The sequence below is a fragment of the Allorhodopirellula solitaria genome (genome assembly GCF_007859855.1).
In the GTDB taxonomy this organism is placed as follows: Bacteria; Planctomycetota; Planctomycetia; order Pirellulales; family Pirellulaceae; genus Rhodopirellula; species Rhodopirellula solitaria.
On record NZ_SJPK01000005.1, the window covers coordinates 54,648 to 72,325 of the forward strand.

Sequence of the window (17,678 nt, forward strand, 5' to 3'; positions counted from 1 at the left end):
ATGAAAACTGCTGGCTTCACCCTTTTGGAACTTCTCCTGGCAATGGTCATTGCCGCGGCTGCCGCGGCGATGGTGATTCCCATTGCCGGCACGATGCTTGGCGATCGCGAACTCGTGCGGGCCGGAGACCAGATCCGAGCTGAGATGACCCGACTGCGAGTCCACGCGATACGTGAGGGCCGGGTGATGACGCTGCAATCCAATCCGGATTCTGGCGAGATGATGGTGGTCCCTAAATTCTCCGGTTCCGATGCTGTCGAGTCGTCGTCTTCATCGGCGGCGCCCTCGGCGCTTTTGACCGGAGCCGAGCAAGCGATGGGAGTGACAACCCCCGCGACGTCTTCGGCGTCGAGCGGATGGACGTTTGAACTTCCCGAAAACGTGGTCGTTCGAGCGGTGGTCACGTCACCGGTCGGAGGGACGAGCTCGGTAGAAGCAGCACTTTTAGACACCGCTGCCCCCGCGAATCCAGCGGTCGGTGGCACTCCAACCGGCACTCTCCCCGTGATTTATTTTTATCCCACCGGACAAACCAGCAACGCGATCATCACGATCGGCAGGAAATCCGATGGTGATTCCAGCAGCGCCGCCGCTGCGGCGAATGTCGCCCGCGTGCAGGTTCGCGGGTTGACCGGCGACGTGACGATGAGGGCGGCCCCGTGAGCCTTAACCAACAACGCTCCGGCTTCTCGCTGCTCGAAATGATGCTGGCCCTGGCGATCCTTGGCGGCTCGCTGGGGATGCTATCGACCCTTGCGATGAAGGGTGCCGATGCGGCTCGCGAAGCGGAGCATTTGGCCCAGGCCCGGTTGATCGCCCAGAGTCGTCTGGCAACGCTGCTCGCCAGCGAGCAGCAACCAGCGTCCCTGCCGGCGACACCTACTGCGGCGGTCGATTCGGAATCAACGACTGCATTCGAGTATCAACTCGACGTGGGGACAGCCCCCATGCAAGGCATTTTGACAATTCGCATCACCGTCCGCGCTCTGAGCCCCAACGGCGGTGATCCGATCGCCACTTATTCCATCACTCGCTGGATGATCGATCCCATGCTCGGACTCGGCGAAGAAGAGTTGGGGGTGTAAATGATGACACAGGCACTCGGACACAATCGATCTCGCGCCGCATTCACGCTGCTCGAAATGCTGCTGACGCTCGCGATGTGCGTGGTGTTGATGGGCCTGATCAGTGGCGCCATCTCGTTCTACGTGCGTCAGATGTCGACCGCAGAGCAAAACTACCGGAATTCTCAAGTCGCCTCCGCCGTACTGCAGATGATCGAAGACGATTTACGCATGACCCTGACGACGCGTCCCGTCGACACCGCTCCGCTGGCTGAGATTTTGTCTGCGGCGTCGTCACCGCTGGGGCAACTCGGCTCATCGAGTGGCGGCGGCGGTGGGGACGACGAGGCGTTGCCTGAAGAGCCCGAGGTCGACGAATCGGGGACCGGGCTGAGCGAGGATGTTGCGGCCGATGCCGAGGCTCTCAACGTTAGCCTGGGCGGCACTGTGCTGCAGTCCCCTGGTTTGATTGGCAGCACGGATCAATTGCAGATCGACGTCAGTCGCTTGCCGAGTTTAGAGGACACTGCGATCGATCCCGCGCTGGCGGTCTCCAATGGCAAGTTGCTCGACCGCCCCAGCGACATCAAGACGATCAGTTACTTCGTCCAAGCGGCCGGGGCCGGCGGCAACACCGATCCACTGGAGGAACTCGCCGCCGCGAGTGGCCTGGGCGACACCTCCTCGACAGCCGCCCCGGGAGCGAGCGGTTTGGTGCGCCGGGAATTGGACCGAGCCATCACCTCGCATGCAGCAATGTCCGGCGGACTCTCGCGTCTGACGTCTGCGGGCGAAATCATCAGCCCCGAGGTTTCTGCGATCCAGTTCGAGTATTTCCAGGATGGCGTGTGGATGACGTATTTCAGCACCGATTCGGTGGGGTACCTTCCACCGGCGATCCGCGTGACCCTGCAAATCGGTGGCGATCTTGCGGGTACCTCCCAGGCCAGTGAGAACGAAACCATCAACACCTACACGCACGTGATCTATCTGCCGATGAGCCACCCTGAGGACGCGGAAGAATCGACGGAGGACGCAGCCGTTGGGACCAGCGTCTCGGCTGCGAGTGGATCCAGTCAGGGAGGTGTTTGATGAGCCCGGCTCCGTCACACAACTCGATCGGCACGATGCGGCCGCTTGCCGTGCGCGCAAGCAATCGCCGCGGCTTTTTCCTCGTACTTGTACTCGTCGTGGTCGCGGTCTCGACCATGGCCGTCTATTCATTCTCTGAATTGATGCTCGCTGCGGATGAGACCGCCTACTTGCAGGGCGACTTAGTCCAATCTCGCCTGAACATGGATTCGGGAGTGGAAGCCATTCGCCTGATCCTCGCCAGCCCCCCGATCGATCGCGAGGCGGCCGGGGGCGTCTACAACAATGCGATGCAGTTCCGTGGTGTCGCCATTACCAACATCGCCGACGGTCCGGTGCAGCGATTCACCGTCGTCGCTCCAGGGCTCACCGATACCGGATCCCTCGGCGGCATCCGCTACGGACTGCAGAACGAGTCCGCTCGGATCAACGTCAACGCATTGCTCGTTCTCGAGGAGAACTCCGATGCCATTGACATGCTGACGACTTTAGCTGGTGGTGGCGGTGCAGAGGCAGCGATGAGCGGCATGCTCGGTGCCGTCGCTGGTTCAGACTCGAGTGACTCCGAATCACTGGAGTCAGCCAACATGGCGGTGCAGTTGCTGATGACCCTTCCCGGGATGACCGTCGATATAGCTGATGCCATTTTGGATTGGATCGATACGGACACGGAACCCCGTCCGGCTGGTTGTGAGGACGAATACTACGGGACCCTGCCATCACCCTACTCGTGCCCGAACGAACCGTTACAAAGTGTCGAAGAGCTACTTCTCGTTCGCGGCGTCACACCGCAACTATTGTTCGGAGCCGATGCCAATCGCAATGGCGTTCTCGATCTCGATGAACAACAACGGGCTGCAGTGAGCATCGATACTGCCGGGGCGCTGGGGTGGGCATCTTATCTCACGGTCCATGGAGCGGAGAACAACATAACCGCAGCAGGCGACCCCCGCGTCAACGTCAATGGGGAAGATCTCGAAGTGCTTTACGATGAATTGATGACGGCGCTCGGTGACGAGACCTATGCATCGTTCATCGTTGCCTACCGAATGTCGGGCGAATCCTCGTTGCAGAATTCGGAGGCGTTGATGTCGGCAGCCCAATCAGCCGGCGGTGATGAAGTCACCCAATCCGAAGAAGATGAAGAAGAGGAGGGAAATTCCCCCACAATGCCTTGGAGCATCGACGCGATGTCCAGCCTGGATTTGACCGCCGGGGCTGGGGTGGAGGTCAACCAAGTGCTCGATCTGATTGGCGCCGAAGTGTCGATTGATGGAACGAACTACAGCTCCCCCTTTCTCGACGATCCGCTCTTGATGGGCGAGTACTTGCCCCTGCTGATGGACCAGTTGACGACTCAAGAAACCGAAGCGTTGCCGGGACGGATCAACTTGAACGAGGCGCCAGCGGAAATTTTGGCGGGCCTCTCGTTGGTCGATATCGACACCATGTCGGCGCTTTTAGAGGCTCGCGGGGCTGGTCCCGGCGGTCTCTCAGGCGGCGGGGCGAGCGTCGGAGCATCGAATGATCGCTCCCACGCGACGTGGCCGCTGACCGAAGGCATCGTGTCACTTGACCAAATGCGTGCTCTGCTCCCGTTGGTGACCGCCGGCGGGGATGTGTACCGTGCCCAGGTAATCGGTTTCGATGAATCCAGTGGGTTGGCGGCACGTGGCGAAGTCATCATTGACGCCACCGACACCACAAACCCACGCGTGGTTGCTTTTCGCAATCTCACGCATCTGGGGCGCGGGTTCGACTTGTCCGTTCTCGGCGGTATGGCCGGGCTAGCCACCCCACAAAATTAAACCGTTCAACGGGATGCAATTAAACTGTTCCGATGGACACTCACTTACATAGAATTTTCGATAATCTGTTATGAAAATCGCACTCGATTGGGACGATGAACAAGTCCGCATGGTGGCGGCCGATCGCTCAGCCCGCGGCATTCGCATCCGCGCCGCTGCCGTGGCTCCCATCGGTGAGGACGGGCTGCAAGCCACGCTCACCGAGTTGACTCGCCAGTATTCGCTAGAGAAAAGCGATGCGTTGGTCGCCGTCGGGCGGGACCGTGCTGAGTTGCGTCAGATGCGATTCCCACCGGTACCGACCGATGAACTGCCCGATATGGTGCGGTTCCAAGCGATCCGGCAGTTCGCATCGGCTGGCGACAGCGCGACGATCGATTTCATCACCACGCACACCGACGACGAAGGCATCGATGCGATCGTCGCGGCGACCGGCCCCGCTCATCTGACGCCGATTCGCCAAGCGATCGAGGGGGCGGGATGGACACTCGAGCGTGTCGGGCTTCGTCCCATCGCAGCCGCCGCGCTCTACCGCCTTCAAGTCCCGGAGGCGACCTCTCGTGCATCGCAAACCAACGGCGGCGACGAACCCATCGTGGCGCTGATTGACTTGGTCGCCAATGAAGCCGAGATCGTGCTGCTCAACCAGGGCGAAATCAAATTCGTTCGATCGGTGCGTTTGCCTGATGGCGACGCCGCAACATCGACGTCGCGTTCGGCATCCCTGGCTGGCGAGATTCGTCGCAGCCTGATCGCTTGCGGAGCGGCGGGTTCCAACTGTGACGTCGTCATGTGGGGCCGCGAAGCACGTCACGGCGAAGAGCTCAAACTGCTCGCCGAACGACTCTCCGGACAACAGGATGTCCCCTGCCAAACCCGCTTGCTCGACCCGCTTGAACTCGTCGGCGCCGACGCGAAAATCAGGCAGGGCACCGGTGAAATGGTCGGCCGCCTCGCCCCGCTGGTCGGGATGCTCGTTGCCGATGCCGGTCATGAGCAGGAACTGGTCGATTTCCTACATCCTCGCAAAGCGGTGGAGGCTAAGACTGACACGGCGAAAATTGCCATGATGGTGGGGATCCCAGCAGTCCTCGTCTTGACGATCGGCTGGTTGCTCTGGAGTAACCTGGCTCGGCTCGATGCTCAGATCGCCCAACAGACCGCGGCCAATAACGATCTGCGAAAGAAGACCGAAGTCTCCGATACGATGATCGAACGCACCGAACAAATCGACCAGTTTCTCGATAGTGACGTCAACTGGCTCGACGAACTCGAGCACCTCGCTGACGCGATGCCACCGTCGGATGAACTGATCGTTAAAGACATCGTGGCTGCGGCCAACCCCCGTGGTGGCGGCGGAAAAATTGTGGTTACCGGCTTGGTCACATCCCCCGATGTGATCAAGGAATTTGAAACCACGATGCGAGACAAGTGGCATCAAGTGACAGGCGATAAAGTCACCCAACTCGCCAGCGACGATGCCTATCGCTGGCAGATGAGCCAAACCATTGAACTCGCCCCCGAAGCGGTGCGAGAGAAACGCTACGCCCGAATGCTCGCGTTGAACGAACCGGCAGCTACGCCAGAAACCGACGTTGCTCCACGGGCAGACGAGGATCCAGCCACTGGCGGTGAACCAGCACCGGAATCTGGCTCGGCACCGGAGGCCGAATCGCCTGCTCCGATGGAACCGGCCGCTCTGAGCGAATCGGCCCCCACGCCGCCATCGACCCCCAATCCCCCATCGACACCGACGACGGAATCCACGCCGACGACGGATTCTTCAGACGCGACCGAACCGCCACCAGCGAGTGATCCACCTGTCGATCCGACGTCGTCGGATGGAACACCTTCGGACAGCGAAACAACCTCGGACAGCCAATTCGTATCGGAGGCAACCCAATGACTCAACGTGAACGTTATCTATCCATTGGAATCGGCGGCCTGTTTGTGCTCTTCGCCTTGAACTGGGGCTTCAACCAATACCGCTCTGCGGTCAGCTATCGTCAGGGGCGTCTGAACTCGCTCGCCAGTGCCGCGGACGACCTGCAGGTGCAGTGGCTGGCCGGCACTCAGGCCGAGCGACAACTCGGCGAATACAAAGCACGCTCGCTGTCGAGTGATCCCGAAGTCGCCAAGAGCAGCTACCAGGCGTGGTTGCTCAGCATGGTGGGCAAGCTCAATATCGGTGACGCTGTTGTCGACCCGATCAGCATTGCCCCCTTCGATGAACTATATACCCAATTCGGTTTCCGGGTCTCGGGAAAGACCGATTTGAAAGGTGTCGTAGATTTGGTGTATGCGATCCAGAGTCGAGATCAGTTGCACCGAATTCGCCAGATCAGTTTCGCGCCGGTGCGCAAGTCGCTCAGTCAAGTTGCCGGACAACGCCAGGAGAGCACCGACGCGCTGAGCGTGGTCCTGATGATCGATGCCATCGGCCTGAACATTGCCGAAGCCCAGCCAGCACCTCCGAGCGAAGAACCGTCGTGGCGGATCACGCGTTCACTCGAAGCCTCGCGTGAATCGATTCTCAACCGCAACTTCTTTCAACCGCCCAATCAAGCTCCTCAGTTTGAAGGTGACACGCAGATGGTCGCATTCCGCGGCAAGGACAACGATCTGCCGCTGAAGTTCAGCGATCCGGAGAACAACCGCGTCAATGTGAGCGTCGAAGGTGAGTTGCCCGAGTGGGTCCGATGGGATGCTGAATCAGCAAAACTCGTCGTCTCGCCCCCGGCCGACCCAGAGAACACGGACGACAGCGAAGGCGACGCGCCGAAGTCGATCGAAGAGTTCGAGGTGCAGATTGTCGCCACCGACGATGGTTACCCGCACCGACAAACGACCCAGTCCCTGATGGTCAAAACACAGGCACCACCACCACCACCGGAGGCGCCCGCCGCAGCTCCTGGATTTGACGACGCCACGCAGACCTTCTTAACCGCCCTCGTTCAAGGCGGTGACGACTGGACCGCTTGGATGAACGTGCGAACGCGGGGCAAGACATTGAAGCTCAAGGTCGGCGACGAGTTCGAAATCGGGTCGATTCAGGGCAAGGTGACTGGCGTGACCGCTCGCCGGGTGACCCTCGAGATCAACGGCCAAAGCTATGAACTGCGTCCGTCGGGTAAACTCAGCGACCTGCTCGAGGGATCCTGAGCGGGTGCGGGGAAGTCGTTCGGCTAGCCGTTGGCTGACCGGCGTGTGGATTTAGTCGGCGTTCTACCGGTAGTGGTGAGCGGCAACGGCAGGGGATGTGTCGGCCTCTGGCCTGAAAACACAAAACAAAAGTGACGCGATCCAACCTGACGTCAATAGGCAATTCTTAGCAGCCCAAACGATCGCCCACAAAGCGTTACGACGACAGCGAAACGCTTGACACTTTTCGGCTGATCCGGCGGAAGCGTGCGCCCGAGGTTTTCAAGGCATGGCTCCAGTATCGAAGGATTTATTTGTGGGATGTGATTATCAATGTTAGACTGGCACTGCCGGGAGAAACGGAACCGAGCTCTGCAAAGGTGCTGGCTTGGCAAGGGATATCTCGGTCGCCAGCGTTTCCCTGCAAAAGCGGTACGCCAATGGTGTTGTCGGTCCCTGGCGAGCGTTTGTTCGTCAGGGACGCATTTTTGAACGATCATTGGATACGAGAGCCATGCCTCAAAAAAACTTCCGCTGTGCTCTGCGCACGCGTCCGTCGGATGAACCCACTTTTCGCTGTCAGTTGAAGCAATCGAATGACTGACATCATGGCAGCACGCTATGCAGCGTGCAGCGCTTCATTGGAGTGCGGCGCGCCATGCACCAGCCGCAACGTGCGATTAGCAAACGCCGCAGTATCCGCATCGTGGGTAACCAGGATGATTGTCCGACCGTCTCGATGAAACTCCGCGAGATATTCCATCACCTGGTGACGAGTCTCGTGGTCGAGGTTGCCGGTGGGCTCATCGGCGAGGATCACTTGCGGGTCGTTCGCGAGCGTCCGTGCCAGGGCAACGCGTTGCTGCTGCCCTTGGCTCAGTTCACCAGGATGATGGTCGATCCTGTCGTGAAGCCCGACGCGTTCGAGTAGCTCCGAAGCGCGTGCAATCTGTTGCTTCGAGGAAAACCCACCGAGCATCATCGGAATCTGCACGTTCTCCAGCGCCGTCAGCCAGGGCACCAAGTTGAATGTCTGAAAGACGAATCCAATCTTCGTGCCCCGCAGCTGCGCACGGCGGGCCAACGGCAGATCGTATAGAGAATCGCCGTCGAACAGGACCTCACCATGCTCTGGCTTCAGCATACCTCCGAGTACTGAAAGCAGTGTCGTTTTCCCGCTACCGCTGGGACCGACAATGGCAAGAAACTCGTTATCCTCGATCGATATATCGATTGAGTTAAGCGCCGTGACGATCTTGCCCCGGCAGTGGTATGTCTGGGTGACTTCATTGAGTTGGTACATGGGAACTCCGTTTCCAAAATAGTGGTAATCGCTTTGGGTGATTGCAGTTTCGGTAGAAACCGCTGGTTAAGTTTCTTCTAATCCGACGTGGAGTGCAGACGCCAAGGTTGGATAGACCTGAATAATTCGGTGCACCTGAAACATGGAAAGCAAGCGATTGGGGTCGCCTGCGATCACGACTGTCGCTCGGCAAGCGTCGATCGCATTCCTGGATGCCATCAGGCCGTTGATGAAGGACGCACCGCAGAGCCGCACCGACGACAGATCAAGCACGATCGGGGTTTGTTCCGAGCGCAAGAGAATCGCCTCAAAGTCCTCAAACACACGGGCAACCGTGTCTCCATTGGATGAGCTGAGACGATCCGGAAACTGTATCACTCTGACATCGCGTCGGTGAGAGATAGCCTTTTCTGTCGCGCCATCAACCATTTGATTGGCCCAATCGCTTCGACTCCGTTCGAGTGGCAACGATGTTAGCGTGACTCTCAATTGAGCGACCGTCAACGTATTGTCAGCTGCGAAAACCGGGCGTAGCGGCTGCTCACAACCAAGTGCCGATCCGGTACTTGGCGGTGAGTCCGTATAGGTAGCGTTGAATTTCATAGCGTATCTCCTTGATTCGGCACTGACGTGCTCAAGCGTCATTGAAGACAAGGCACGGGTCCAGGCCGGCCGCTCGCCTGGCTGGAAGAAAACTCGCCATGACGGCGACGAGCGTCGCAGCCACGAGGCTGGTGACGAGTAACATCGGCAGTGGTTGTACCGAAACGCTCAGCAAACGAGGCCCCAAGATGATGGCCAGGACCGTTCCACCAGCGTATCCCGCAATCCCGCCGACCACTCCCAGGACGACGGCTTTGCCGAGGAACAGGCGGGTGACAAAACTGCGGCTTGCACCAAGCGCCATCAGGGTACCGATTTCTTGGCGTCGCTCAGTCACGTTGGCAAACATAACGCTGGCGATGCTGCTAGCACCGACCAGCAGCAAGATCGAAAAGAAGACCCAAGACAGTCTCGACATCAATGTGTTGACGGCTAGCTGAGTCTGGACAACTTGTGAAATCGTGACGATTTTTGTTTCGGGGAGTTCGGCCGACAGGTTGCTGATCAAACTGCCAGCGGCGTCTTCGCAACAGGCGACGATTTCAATCACGTTGACGACCGGCCCGGTTTCGGCGAGTTCTTGGACCGAATGCAGGTGAGCGAACACCCGCGAGTCATCCACGGTCCCCGCTTCGGGAAGCACCGCGAGTACATTGAAATCACCACCGAGTAGCGGAAGCTCATCGCCAACTTTTGCCGACAACTTCTCTGCTGCAAGACTCCCCAGAATCACTTCTCGCGCGCCCAGGTCTTGGATCGTTCGCTCAGTAGCCAGCGAGTTCGGGTCATCTGAACCGGCGAGCGACGTCGCCGTTGTACTGCAGCATCCGCGATCGCTCCCCACATCGCTCGCGAACATCCCCAGGCCCTGCCAAGCCGATTTGGCTTGATACTCGCTACGCGGCAAGATTCCTGTGACCACGACGTCTTGGCCACTCGCGGACGTTTCGACACACAATTTAGGAGCCAAATTCTCGACGCCAGGTAGCCTGGCAAACGCGAGACGCGTCACAAACTCCTCCGGCATGGTTTCACCGTGCATATCAGCCGCGTAGTAATCCTGAAGTGAAGCGTTGGGCGGCAGCACGAGCACATTTGCGCCCAACGACTCCATGTCCCCCGCAATTTTTTTCTGCGAGAAGACCGCAATGTTTTGAATCGCGACTAAGGCCATCACGCCGAGCGTTACCGCCAATAGGCTGGTAATCATCGGCGTAGGGCGTTTTCGCATCTCTTTCCAAATCAGGTGTTGGATTTTCATCGATCCCTCCGTGGATACTGTTCGTTCGTGAAGTAAATGGTTGAGTTTCGGTCCGGCGTTCATCGCAATCGCGAATTCAAAATGCAGCCGGCCGGCGGGAGCCCCGAATCTGGGGCAACCGACTCCATCGGCTACTGCTCACTTGTTGCTTTAGCGCCGCGCCTTGCTCTACTTGGCCGCTGCTTTGTTGAACTCGCAGTTCTCATCTTCACAGCACTTGCCGGCTGCTGCGACGGTCTTTGCCAAAGTGTCGAATGAAACCGACTGGTCAAAGACGCCTAGCATCGCCCCGGGAGGCGCCATGAAAGCGACTGAAGTGGACTGGCGATCGGCAGGAACCTTCAGTTGTTTCAAGAACTGCGACTCGGCTGGATCATCCGACCGAACGCTGACAATTTTTGTTCGCTCACGGTACATTTGATTCTCGCTGAATGCTTTGACTGCGGGAGGCAATGTTGCACCATTCGCCGTGCACACACACAGCAGCACGATCTGATCGTCCTGAAGTGCCTTCAAGCAGCTCGCTTGGCCCGGAGACACAATCGAAGCCAAGATTTGTTGGGCAGCGACCTTCCGTGGGAATGCGCTACAAACAGCTCCGTTCGGTGCGATCGCGACGACGGCTGGTAACGGAATACGTGAAGCATCGAACTTAGAAACGATATCTTTGTTCCCCGCATCGGTGACGTTGACGGGAACCGCGACCGCATCGCTGCGGGACTGAAGTGTGTCCTGCAGGGTTTTAAACATCTGCTGCGTACTGGCATCGTTCGCACGATAGAACAGCACGAAAGAAAACTGGTTCTTTTCCGTCGCCGCGTCGATCGACTGCTGCCCCGGGCCAGCTGCCTCAACGCTCATGCTAGAAACGCCAAATACCATAGCAACGCACGTGAGGGTCACAGCGTGCAAAATTCGAAGGGTCATCCTTGATACTCCTAATTCGCCGAATGGAAACTAAATACCGCTGAATCGACCGGCGAGCGATTCGCGATGTTGACTGAATTTGATTGAATTCACGACGGGCGTCTTCCGTTGGTGGGAATGGCTCCGTCGGAGTAAATCGTGACCGAGGGACGAGGCATCCGTAGGCTGGCGTAATTCCTCAATCCCCCGATCACTTTCGCGTGGCAACCCTCACTCCGGTGAGGAAAGGGATTGCCTTATCCATGTGCCGACAAAGACTATTCAGTCGGCATTTCGGGGCGTTCACCAAACTTGGCTTCGTACAAAGCCGCGTATTTATCGAAGTTTTCTGGATGATCGATGAAACACTGAGAGTCCGGTCGGTTATGTTCAGCGCACCAATCGCCTTCGGCTTTGAATTCCGCTACCAAAGACTTGTCGCACTGAGCGCATTCTTCTTCGGGAACTCCATGTTCACCACACCACCACTCGCCGTGCTGGTGCGCCGCATGATCATGCTCGTCGTGGTCATGGTCCGTGTGTTCTTCTGAAACGGGGGTCGCATCCGTCGTCACTGTGCCTGAATCGGAACAGCCAACAAATGACAGCGTCGCCGCACAGAGCGCCGCGCCAACCAACATGGGGAATCGAAAACGATAGGTCATACTAAATTTCCTAAAGGGGGGGAGAGGTAACATTCAAAAGCAAATCGAAATTAGACTGAGGCAAGTTCCTGACGCCGTTCGTCAGGAGTCTCAGTTGAGGAACCTTCAATCATCGTCGAGTCGTCCTCGATCGGTATCTGTTTACGTTGCGGAAGGTTGAAGACAACGTACAGCACGCGCAGAACGAGCAAGCTCATGATCATGGCGCTACACACGCCGCCAATGACAACCGTTGCCAGGGGACGCTGAACCTCGGCCCCCATGCCGGTGCTGAATGCCATCGGAACAAAGCCAAGGCTCGCCACAAGCGTTGTCATCAGGATCGGTCGCAATCGAGTCATCGCGGCCTCCTCAACGGCTTCGTCAAGGCTTCGTCCGCGACGACGAAGCTGCCGGATGGTCGATACCAACAGCATGTCATCGAGGACCGCAACGCCTGACAAGGCAATGAACCCAACCGCGGCTGAGATCGAGAACGGCATGTCGCGAATCCACAAGGCAAGGACTCCTCCGATCCAGGCGAACGGTACACCGGTAAAGACACGCAGGGTGTCGATCCAATTGCGATAAGTCATGTACAGCAATGAGAAGATCAACAGAATTGCGATGGGAACAACAATCATCAATCTCGCTTGCGCACGTTGAAGGTTTTCAAATTGCCCTCCCCACTCCACTCGGTACCGTCCTGGAGGCAAGGCAACTTGGGCATCGACCATTTCACGCGCTTCCGCAACGAAGCTTCCCATATCGCGTCCGCGCACATTGGATTCGATCGTGATACGGCGCTGGTACCATTCACGTTTGATCGTATTGGGAGCTTCCACGCGCTCAATCGTCGCCAGGCGAGAGAGCGGAATCCGCTGTCCAGATGCCGTCGAAACCAGGATGTCCCTGATCGCGTCCGGGTTCGCTCTCGCCTCTTCGGGCAGCCGGATGATCAATGGAAAACGCAGCTGCCCTTCGTAGACTTCACCGACGCTGCGACTGCCAAGGGAACGCACCAAATTCATGATCTGCGACGCGGGGACTCCGTAGCGGGCAATGGCGTCCTGCTTGATGCGGATTTGCAGGACGGGTTGGCCCGTGACCTGCTCGACTCGCACATCAGATGCACCGGGGACTGACTTCAACACCCGTTCAATCTCGGTCGCCTTTTGCACCATCAGATCCAGATCGTCGCCATATAGAATCGCAGCCACATCAGCCCGCACTCCCGAGATCATCTCGTTCATCCGCATCTCGATGGGCTGGGACATTGCCAGTCGTGGCCCGGGGAGATCACGGAGCTCGTGTTGAACCAGTTGCGTCAATTCCTCCTGACTCTCGGCACGCTTCCAGCGGTCGCGCGGTCGGAGGGTGATGAACAGATCGGTTAGCTCCGTTCCCATCGGATCGGTCGCAACCTCCGCCGTTCCAACACGACTCCAGACGTGGGCGATCTCGTCGGGGAAACTCGCCAACAACGTCTTTTCCATTCGCGTGTTGTAGCGAATCGACTCTTCGAGATCGGTGCCCGCCAACCGCACGACATTCAACGTGATTGCACCTTCGGAAAGTCGCGGCACGAACTCGCTGCCAAGATTCGGTGCGATCAATCCGAACACCGCGACCATCAGCAGCAGCGCCGATCCAATGATGAACACTTTGTGATTCATCGTGAACCGCAGCACCGGTAGGTAGACCCGTTTGAGCAGACGCACCAACAGGGGTTCTTTTTCCTTGATTCCTCTGGGCAGAAAGAGACTGGCCAGAACCGGCATCAAGGTCAGCGACAAGACCATCGATCCGGCGAGTGCCATGATCACGGTCAGAGCCATCGGACGAAACAATTTGCCTTCGACGCCTTCCAAAGTGAGAATTGGCAGGTACACGATCATGATGATCAATTCGCCAAACATCGTTGGCTTGCGAACTTCGATCGCTGCGTCGCGAATGATCTCCAATCGGCTACGCCCATCACGCCCGTGGGAAAGATGCCGAACGCAGTTCTCGACCATCACGACGGAACTGTCGACGACGAGCCCAAAATCGATCGCCCCCAGGCTAAGCAGGCTAGCCGCAATTCCAAATTTCAGCATGCCCGAGAATGCGAACAACATCGAAAGCGGAATCGCCAAGGCGACGATAATGCCAGCTCGCAGGTTGCCAAGGAAGATGAACAATACAGCGATCACCAGCAGGCCACCCTCAAACAGGTTCTTCTGCACAGTGTGGATCACGTGGTCGACCAGCTCGGTGCGATCGTAGACCGTTTGGATTGTCATCCCCGCAGGGAGCGTCTCGCGAATCTGCTCGACCTTGTCTTTGAGCGCCCAGGTGACGTCGTGGCTGTTCTCGCCCATCAGCATGAAGCCCAAACCCAAAACGGCTTCTCCGCGGCCGTTGGCTGTCACCGTGCCACGACGAATCTCATGTCCAATCTGCACGCTGGCAACATCGCTAACACGAACGGGCACACCGTCCTCAGCTTTCACGACGATGTCTTCGATCTGTTCGATATTGACCGTACGCCCAACGCCGTGGACTAACAACAATTCACTGCCGTCGGTGATCGTTCCCCCACCGACGTTCTGGTTGTTTGCTTGGATCGCGTCGGCGACCTGCTCGTAGGTGAGCGAGTGCTTGATCAATGCGTCGGGAACCAAGCGAACTTGGTACTGTTTTTCGTACCCGCCCCAACTGTTGACCTCAGCGACGCCGGGGACGGATCGCAGTTGCGGTTTGACCACCCAGTCGTGGACGGTGCGTAGATCGGTGAGACGCTCGACACGCTCGGTTTGCGAGACTTGCGAGAAGTCAACGCCATCGAATGTCAGGACATAGTGGAACACCTCGCCCAGTCCGGTCGATACTGGCCCCATCTGCGGTCGTTCTATCCCGACGGGCAGCTCCACCGTGCTCAGCCGCTCATTGATCAACTGCCGAGCGAAGTAGATATCGACCTCATCTTCGAACAGCACGACGACTTGTGACAGCCCGAACTTGCTGATCGAGCGCATCACCTGCAGCCCCGGTAGACCACTGATCGCTTGCTCGACCGGATAGGTGATCTGACGCTCAACCTCTTCGGATGAGAGCGACGGGGCAGTGGTGTTGACTTGAATCTGCACGGGAGTCGTGTCCGGAAACGCATCAATGTCCAGTTGGCGGAGCGAGATGGCCCCTACCACTGCGAACACCAACGTACCCAGAATGACCGCTGCACGGTTTCGAAGCGAAAAATCGATTAGCCAGTTCAGCATGTTCTTGCTCCCTATTCCTCAACGCAGCAACCGGCGCCCAAACCGTTCTTCAACAGCTGAGCACGCAATACGTCACTTCCTTCCACGGCGATCACTTCGCCGGGAAGAAGTCCGGCAATCACTTCGGTCTTGCCTTGATAGGTTGCACCAAGTCGCACGCTGCGAACGTGAAAGACTTTCGGACTCTCGGGACTCGAGAAGTATTGCTTGTCTCGTACAAAGACGACATTGCAGCATCCTTCCCAGTGGGTTGCGTCGGCGGGGACCGCGGTCGCATCGGCGGCATCACGGAGGATGACCTTGCCGGTACCGAAGGTCCGGTCCCGCAACCGTCCGTCGCTATTATCGAGAGTGGCGCGGACATCAATCATTCGGGTATGCTGATCCGCACCGGTGCTGATCCAATCGAGTGTCGCTTCGATGACCCGGCCGCTCCCATCGGGGGTAAATCGGATCTCCTGGCCGACTGAAAGCTTGTCAATTGATTCCAACGGCAAACTGAGATTGAGCCACATTCGACTGGTATCCGCTATCTCAAAAAGTCGCATAGTGGGATCGACGACTTCCCCAAGATTGACCGATCGATCAACGATGGTCCCGCTCATCGGAGCAACCACGGGCAGCAGATTGGTCGACGCCGTCAGGTCGTCAATGTTTGCCTGATAGGTTTTTGGGATTCCGAGCAACCGCAATTTCTCAATCGCTTGCTGCTCGTTCATTCCCCGGAAATTGCCGGCATCGATCGGCAGTCCTAGATTTCGGATTGCTTGCTCGGCGTTGAGCACACCCGCTCGAGCCTTTGCAAAAGCAGCTTCCGCCTCGATGATGCGGGCTCCGGCGACCGCTCCGCGAGTATCCTCAAGCCTCGTCACATTCTTCTGCTGCAAGACCTCCTCTGCCAACGCACGCATTAGTTCTGACTTGATCTTGCCGACGGCCGTGGCATCGACCAACGCCAGCAATTCACCCTTGCGGACGAAGTCACCAATGTTCTTCTCAACGGCGGAAACGCTACCGGGGACACGGGCCGCAATCGTCGCCGTTCGGGTTGGATCGTAGACGAGCTCTCCATTTCCCCTGACCGCCTCGATGATTTGATCGCGTTGGACCAAGCCGATATCAACTCCGGCCTGCTCCACCGATTGAATCGATGCAAACTGAATTCGATTTTGATAGAGCGTGCATCGGCTATTGTTCTCCTGACGAACGCTCATCGCCAGTGCAGTCTCAGCCCGACGACGATCGTCCTGCAATTGCTCTGCAGACGGCAGCGTGTTCGCTTCCGCCAATTCCGGATGATCGAGCACACAGTTGTGAACTCCATGCAGGTTGCACCAACCGAAATCCTCATCGGGCGGCATCAACCCTGTATTGCACTCGACACAGATCGAAGCCGGGACGGAATGGTCGGCGCACCAATCATCGGACTCGGGAGTCGCCGTCCCGATTACGGACGCGAACTTTGGTATCCGCCAGTCGTTGCTGTGACCGAAGTAGAACACCGCAGCAAAGCCCAGCAGGACCAACGTCGGGCCGACAGCCCCTAACGTCCTTCGCACGAACGAGCCAACTGGCTTCGGATCCGCCTGAGCACTCTGGCCGCCCGTCCTGGGCTGCGAACGCGCTCCTTCCGGTGCACCGTTGCCTGAGCCCGAAACGCCCTCCGCTGCCGGTCCCCGGGACTCATCATCGGCAATCGCGTTGGAATGCTCTGCCGCCAAATCGTGGCGACCTCGCTCCAAATTGCCTGCTGAACCTGAGTTGATAAAGGGGCCCTTCGGTACGGCCTCGGGTGGCCGTTCGATACTTTCTTGAATCATGACTTTCTTCCTGGATGCTTCGTCCGCGCAAGCCCTCCTGCAGTGAATGCAGCAGATTCAGAGCGCATGAAACGCACCTCGGAGCAATCGAGCTCAACGAGTGCGATGACGACGGAGAGACCGCTGGATCAAGTGTTCGGTGGTTAGCAAACAGCGCAGCGATAGACGCCATCTACTCCAACAAAAACGAAATGCCAACAGCCCAGAAAGAAGCAATCAAATCTGGAAAGATTGCAGACTGATGCGCGCAGTACGCCCGCTTACAAAGAGAGAACCTTGTAGGATTTGCCCCGCCGATGATAGACGCGCGGGACGCGGTTCGGAGAATCGTTGATACGATTCAACCGCCAGTAAAACGACCTCTGCAGCAGAAACGTCTGCTGCGCCCGAGTCACCATCAACGGTCGCACCGTTGCAGATACAGGCGACACAGTCACAGTCGTCGCAGGGACACTCAGGTTGTGGTGTCTGATCGCCCTGGACATCCTCTCCTACGCAGGATTTGCAGCACGAGTCGCCGCCAACGACAACCTGCGTCGCGTCCGCAGTATTTGCACAGCCACCCCCGATCGCGCACCGGTATGGGCACGAGAAGATACTGGCGATCAATAGGAGAATCATGACTAAACGCATACACCTACCCTATCGGCAAACTTTGACGTTTGCAATAGGAATTCAGGAGTATTCCCCGCTGTCAAGTCTCGATTTGATCTCGGCACGGGACGAGTAGTGCACGAAAGATCAGCACGGCATCGATCACTCAATTCTCTCTC

General features: G+C 57.9%; 13 protein-coding genes. 6 read left to right on the forward strand and 7 right to left on the reverse strand.

Annotation, left to right across the window (positions count from 1 at the left end; translation table 11 throughout):
- The 6 genes from CA85_RS11525 (at position 1) to CA85_RS11550 (ending at position 7,126) form a co-directional block, all read left to right on the forward strand.
- Positions 1-663, forward strand: a complete 663-nt coding sequence (locus CA85_RS11525; RefSeq protein WP_146391754.1) for a prepilin-type N-terminal cleavage/methylation domain-containing protein — start codon at positions 1-3, stop codon at positions 661-663.
- On the forward strand, positions 660-1,085 hold the full coding sequence (locus tag CA85_RS11530; RefSeq protein WP_246112712.1) for a type II secretion system protein: 426 nt from the start codon (positions 660-662) through the stop codon (positions 1,083-1,085). The genes CA85_RS11525 and CA85_RS11530 overlap by 4 nt, the downstream gene beginning before the upstream one ends.
- The gene (locus tag CA85_RS11535; protein ID WP_246112713.1) at positions 1,086-2,156 is read left to right on the forward strand and encodes a PulJ/GspJ family protein; all 1,071 of its coding nucleotides are present in this window, start codon (positions 1,086-1,088) and stop codon (positions 2,154-2,156) included.
- The gene (locus CA85_RS11540) at positions 2,156-3,964 is read left to right on the forward strand and encodes a type II secretion system protein GspK (RefSeq protein WP_146391503.1); all 1,809 of its coding nucleotides are present in this window, start codon (positions 2,156-2,158) and stop codon (positions 3,962-3,964) included. Before CA85_RS11535 ends, CA85_RS11540 begins: the two co-directional genes overlap by 1 nt.
- Before the next feature lie 70 nt (positions 3,965-4,034).
- Positions 4,035-5,870, forward strand: a complete 1,836-nt coding sequence (locus CA85_RS11545; RefSeq protein WP_246112714.1) for a type IV pilus biogenesis protein PilM — start codon at positions 4,035-4,037, stop codon at positions 5,868-5,870.
- The gene (locus CA85_RS11550) at positions 5,867-7,126 is read left to right on the forward strand and encodes a hypothetical protein (RefSeq protein ID WP_146391504.1); all 1,260 of its coding nucleotides are present in this window, start codon (positions 5,867-5,869) and stop codon (positions 7,124-7,126) included. The genes CA85_RS11545 and CA85_RS11550 overlap by 4 nt, the downstream gene beginning before the upstream one ends.
- 598 nt (positions 7,127-7,724) lie before the next feature.
- Here the strand turns inward: CA85_RS11550 and CA85_RS11555 are convergent.
- From CA85_RS11555 to CA85_RS11585, 7 genes are all read right to left on the reverse strand, one after another.
- Positions 7,725-8,408 carry an ABC transporter ATP-binding protein gene (locus CA85_RS11555; RefSeq protein ID WP_146391505.1) on the reverse strand — a complete coding sequence of 228 codons (684 nt, stop codon included), beginning with the start codon at positions 8,406-8,408 and terminating at the stop codon, positions 7,725-7,727.
- A gap of 66 nt (positions 8,409-8,474) precedes the next feature.
- Complete coding sequence (locus CA85_RS11560) at positions 8,475-9,011, reverse strand: STAS domain-containing protein (protein ID WP_146391506.1); 537 nt, start codon at positions 9,009-9,011, stop codon at positions 8,475-8,477.
- Between the two features lie 31 nt (positions 9,012-9,042).
- Complete coding sequence (locus tag CA85_RS11565; RefSeq protein WP_146391507.1) at positions 9,043-10,272, reverse strand: ABC transporter permease; 1,230 nt, start codon at positions 10,270-10,272, stop codon at positions 9,043-9,045.
- A gap of 168 nt (positions 10,273-10,440) precedes the next feature.
- Positions 10,441-11,133: a hypothetical protein gene (locus tag CA85_RS11570; RefSeq protein ID WP_146391508.1), complete on the reverse strand. Its 693-nt coding sequence runs from the start codon at positions 11,131-11,133 to the stop codon at positions 10,441-10,443.
- A gap of 323 nt (positions 11,134-11,456) precedes the next feature.
- Positions 11,457-11,843 (reverse strand): RND transporter, encoded by a 387-nt coding sequence (locus CA85_RS11575; protein ID WP_146391509.1) that lies wholly within the window; start codon positions 11,841-11,843, stop codon positions 11,457-11,459.
- Positions 11,844-11,893: 50 nt separating this feature from the next.
- Positions 11,894-15,085, reverse strand: a complete 3,192-nt coding sequence (locus tag CA85_RS11580; protein WP_146391510.1) for an efflux RND transporter permease subunit — start codon at positions 15,083-15,085, stop codon at positions 11,894-11,896.
- A gap of 11 nt (positions 15,086-15,096) precedes the next feature.
- Positions 15,097-16,905, reverse strand: a complete 1,809-nt coding sequence (locus CA85_RS11585) for an efflux RND transporter periplasmic adaptor subunit (RefSeq protein WP_146391511.1) — start codon at positions 16,903-16,905, stop codon at positions 15,097-15,099.
- Positions 16,906-17,678 lie beyond the last annotated feature (773 nt).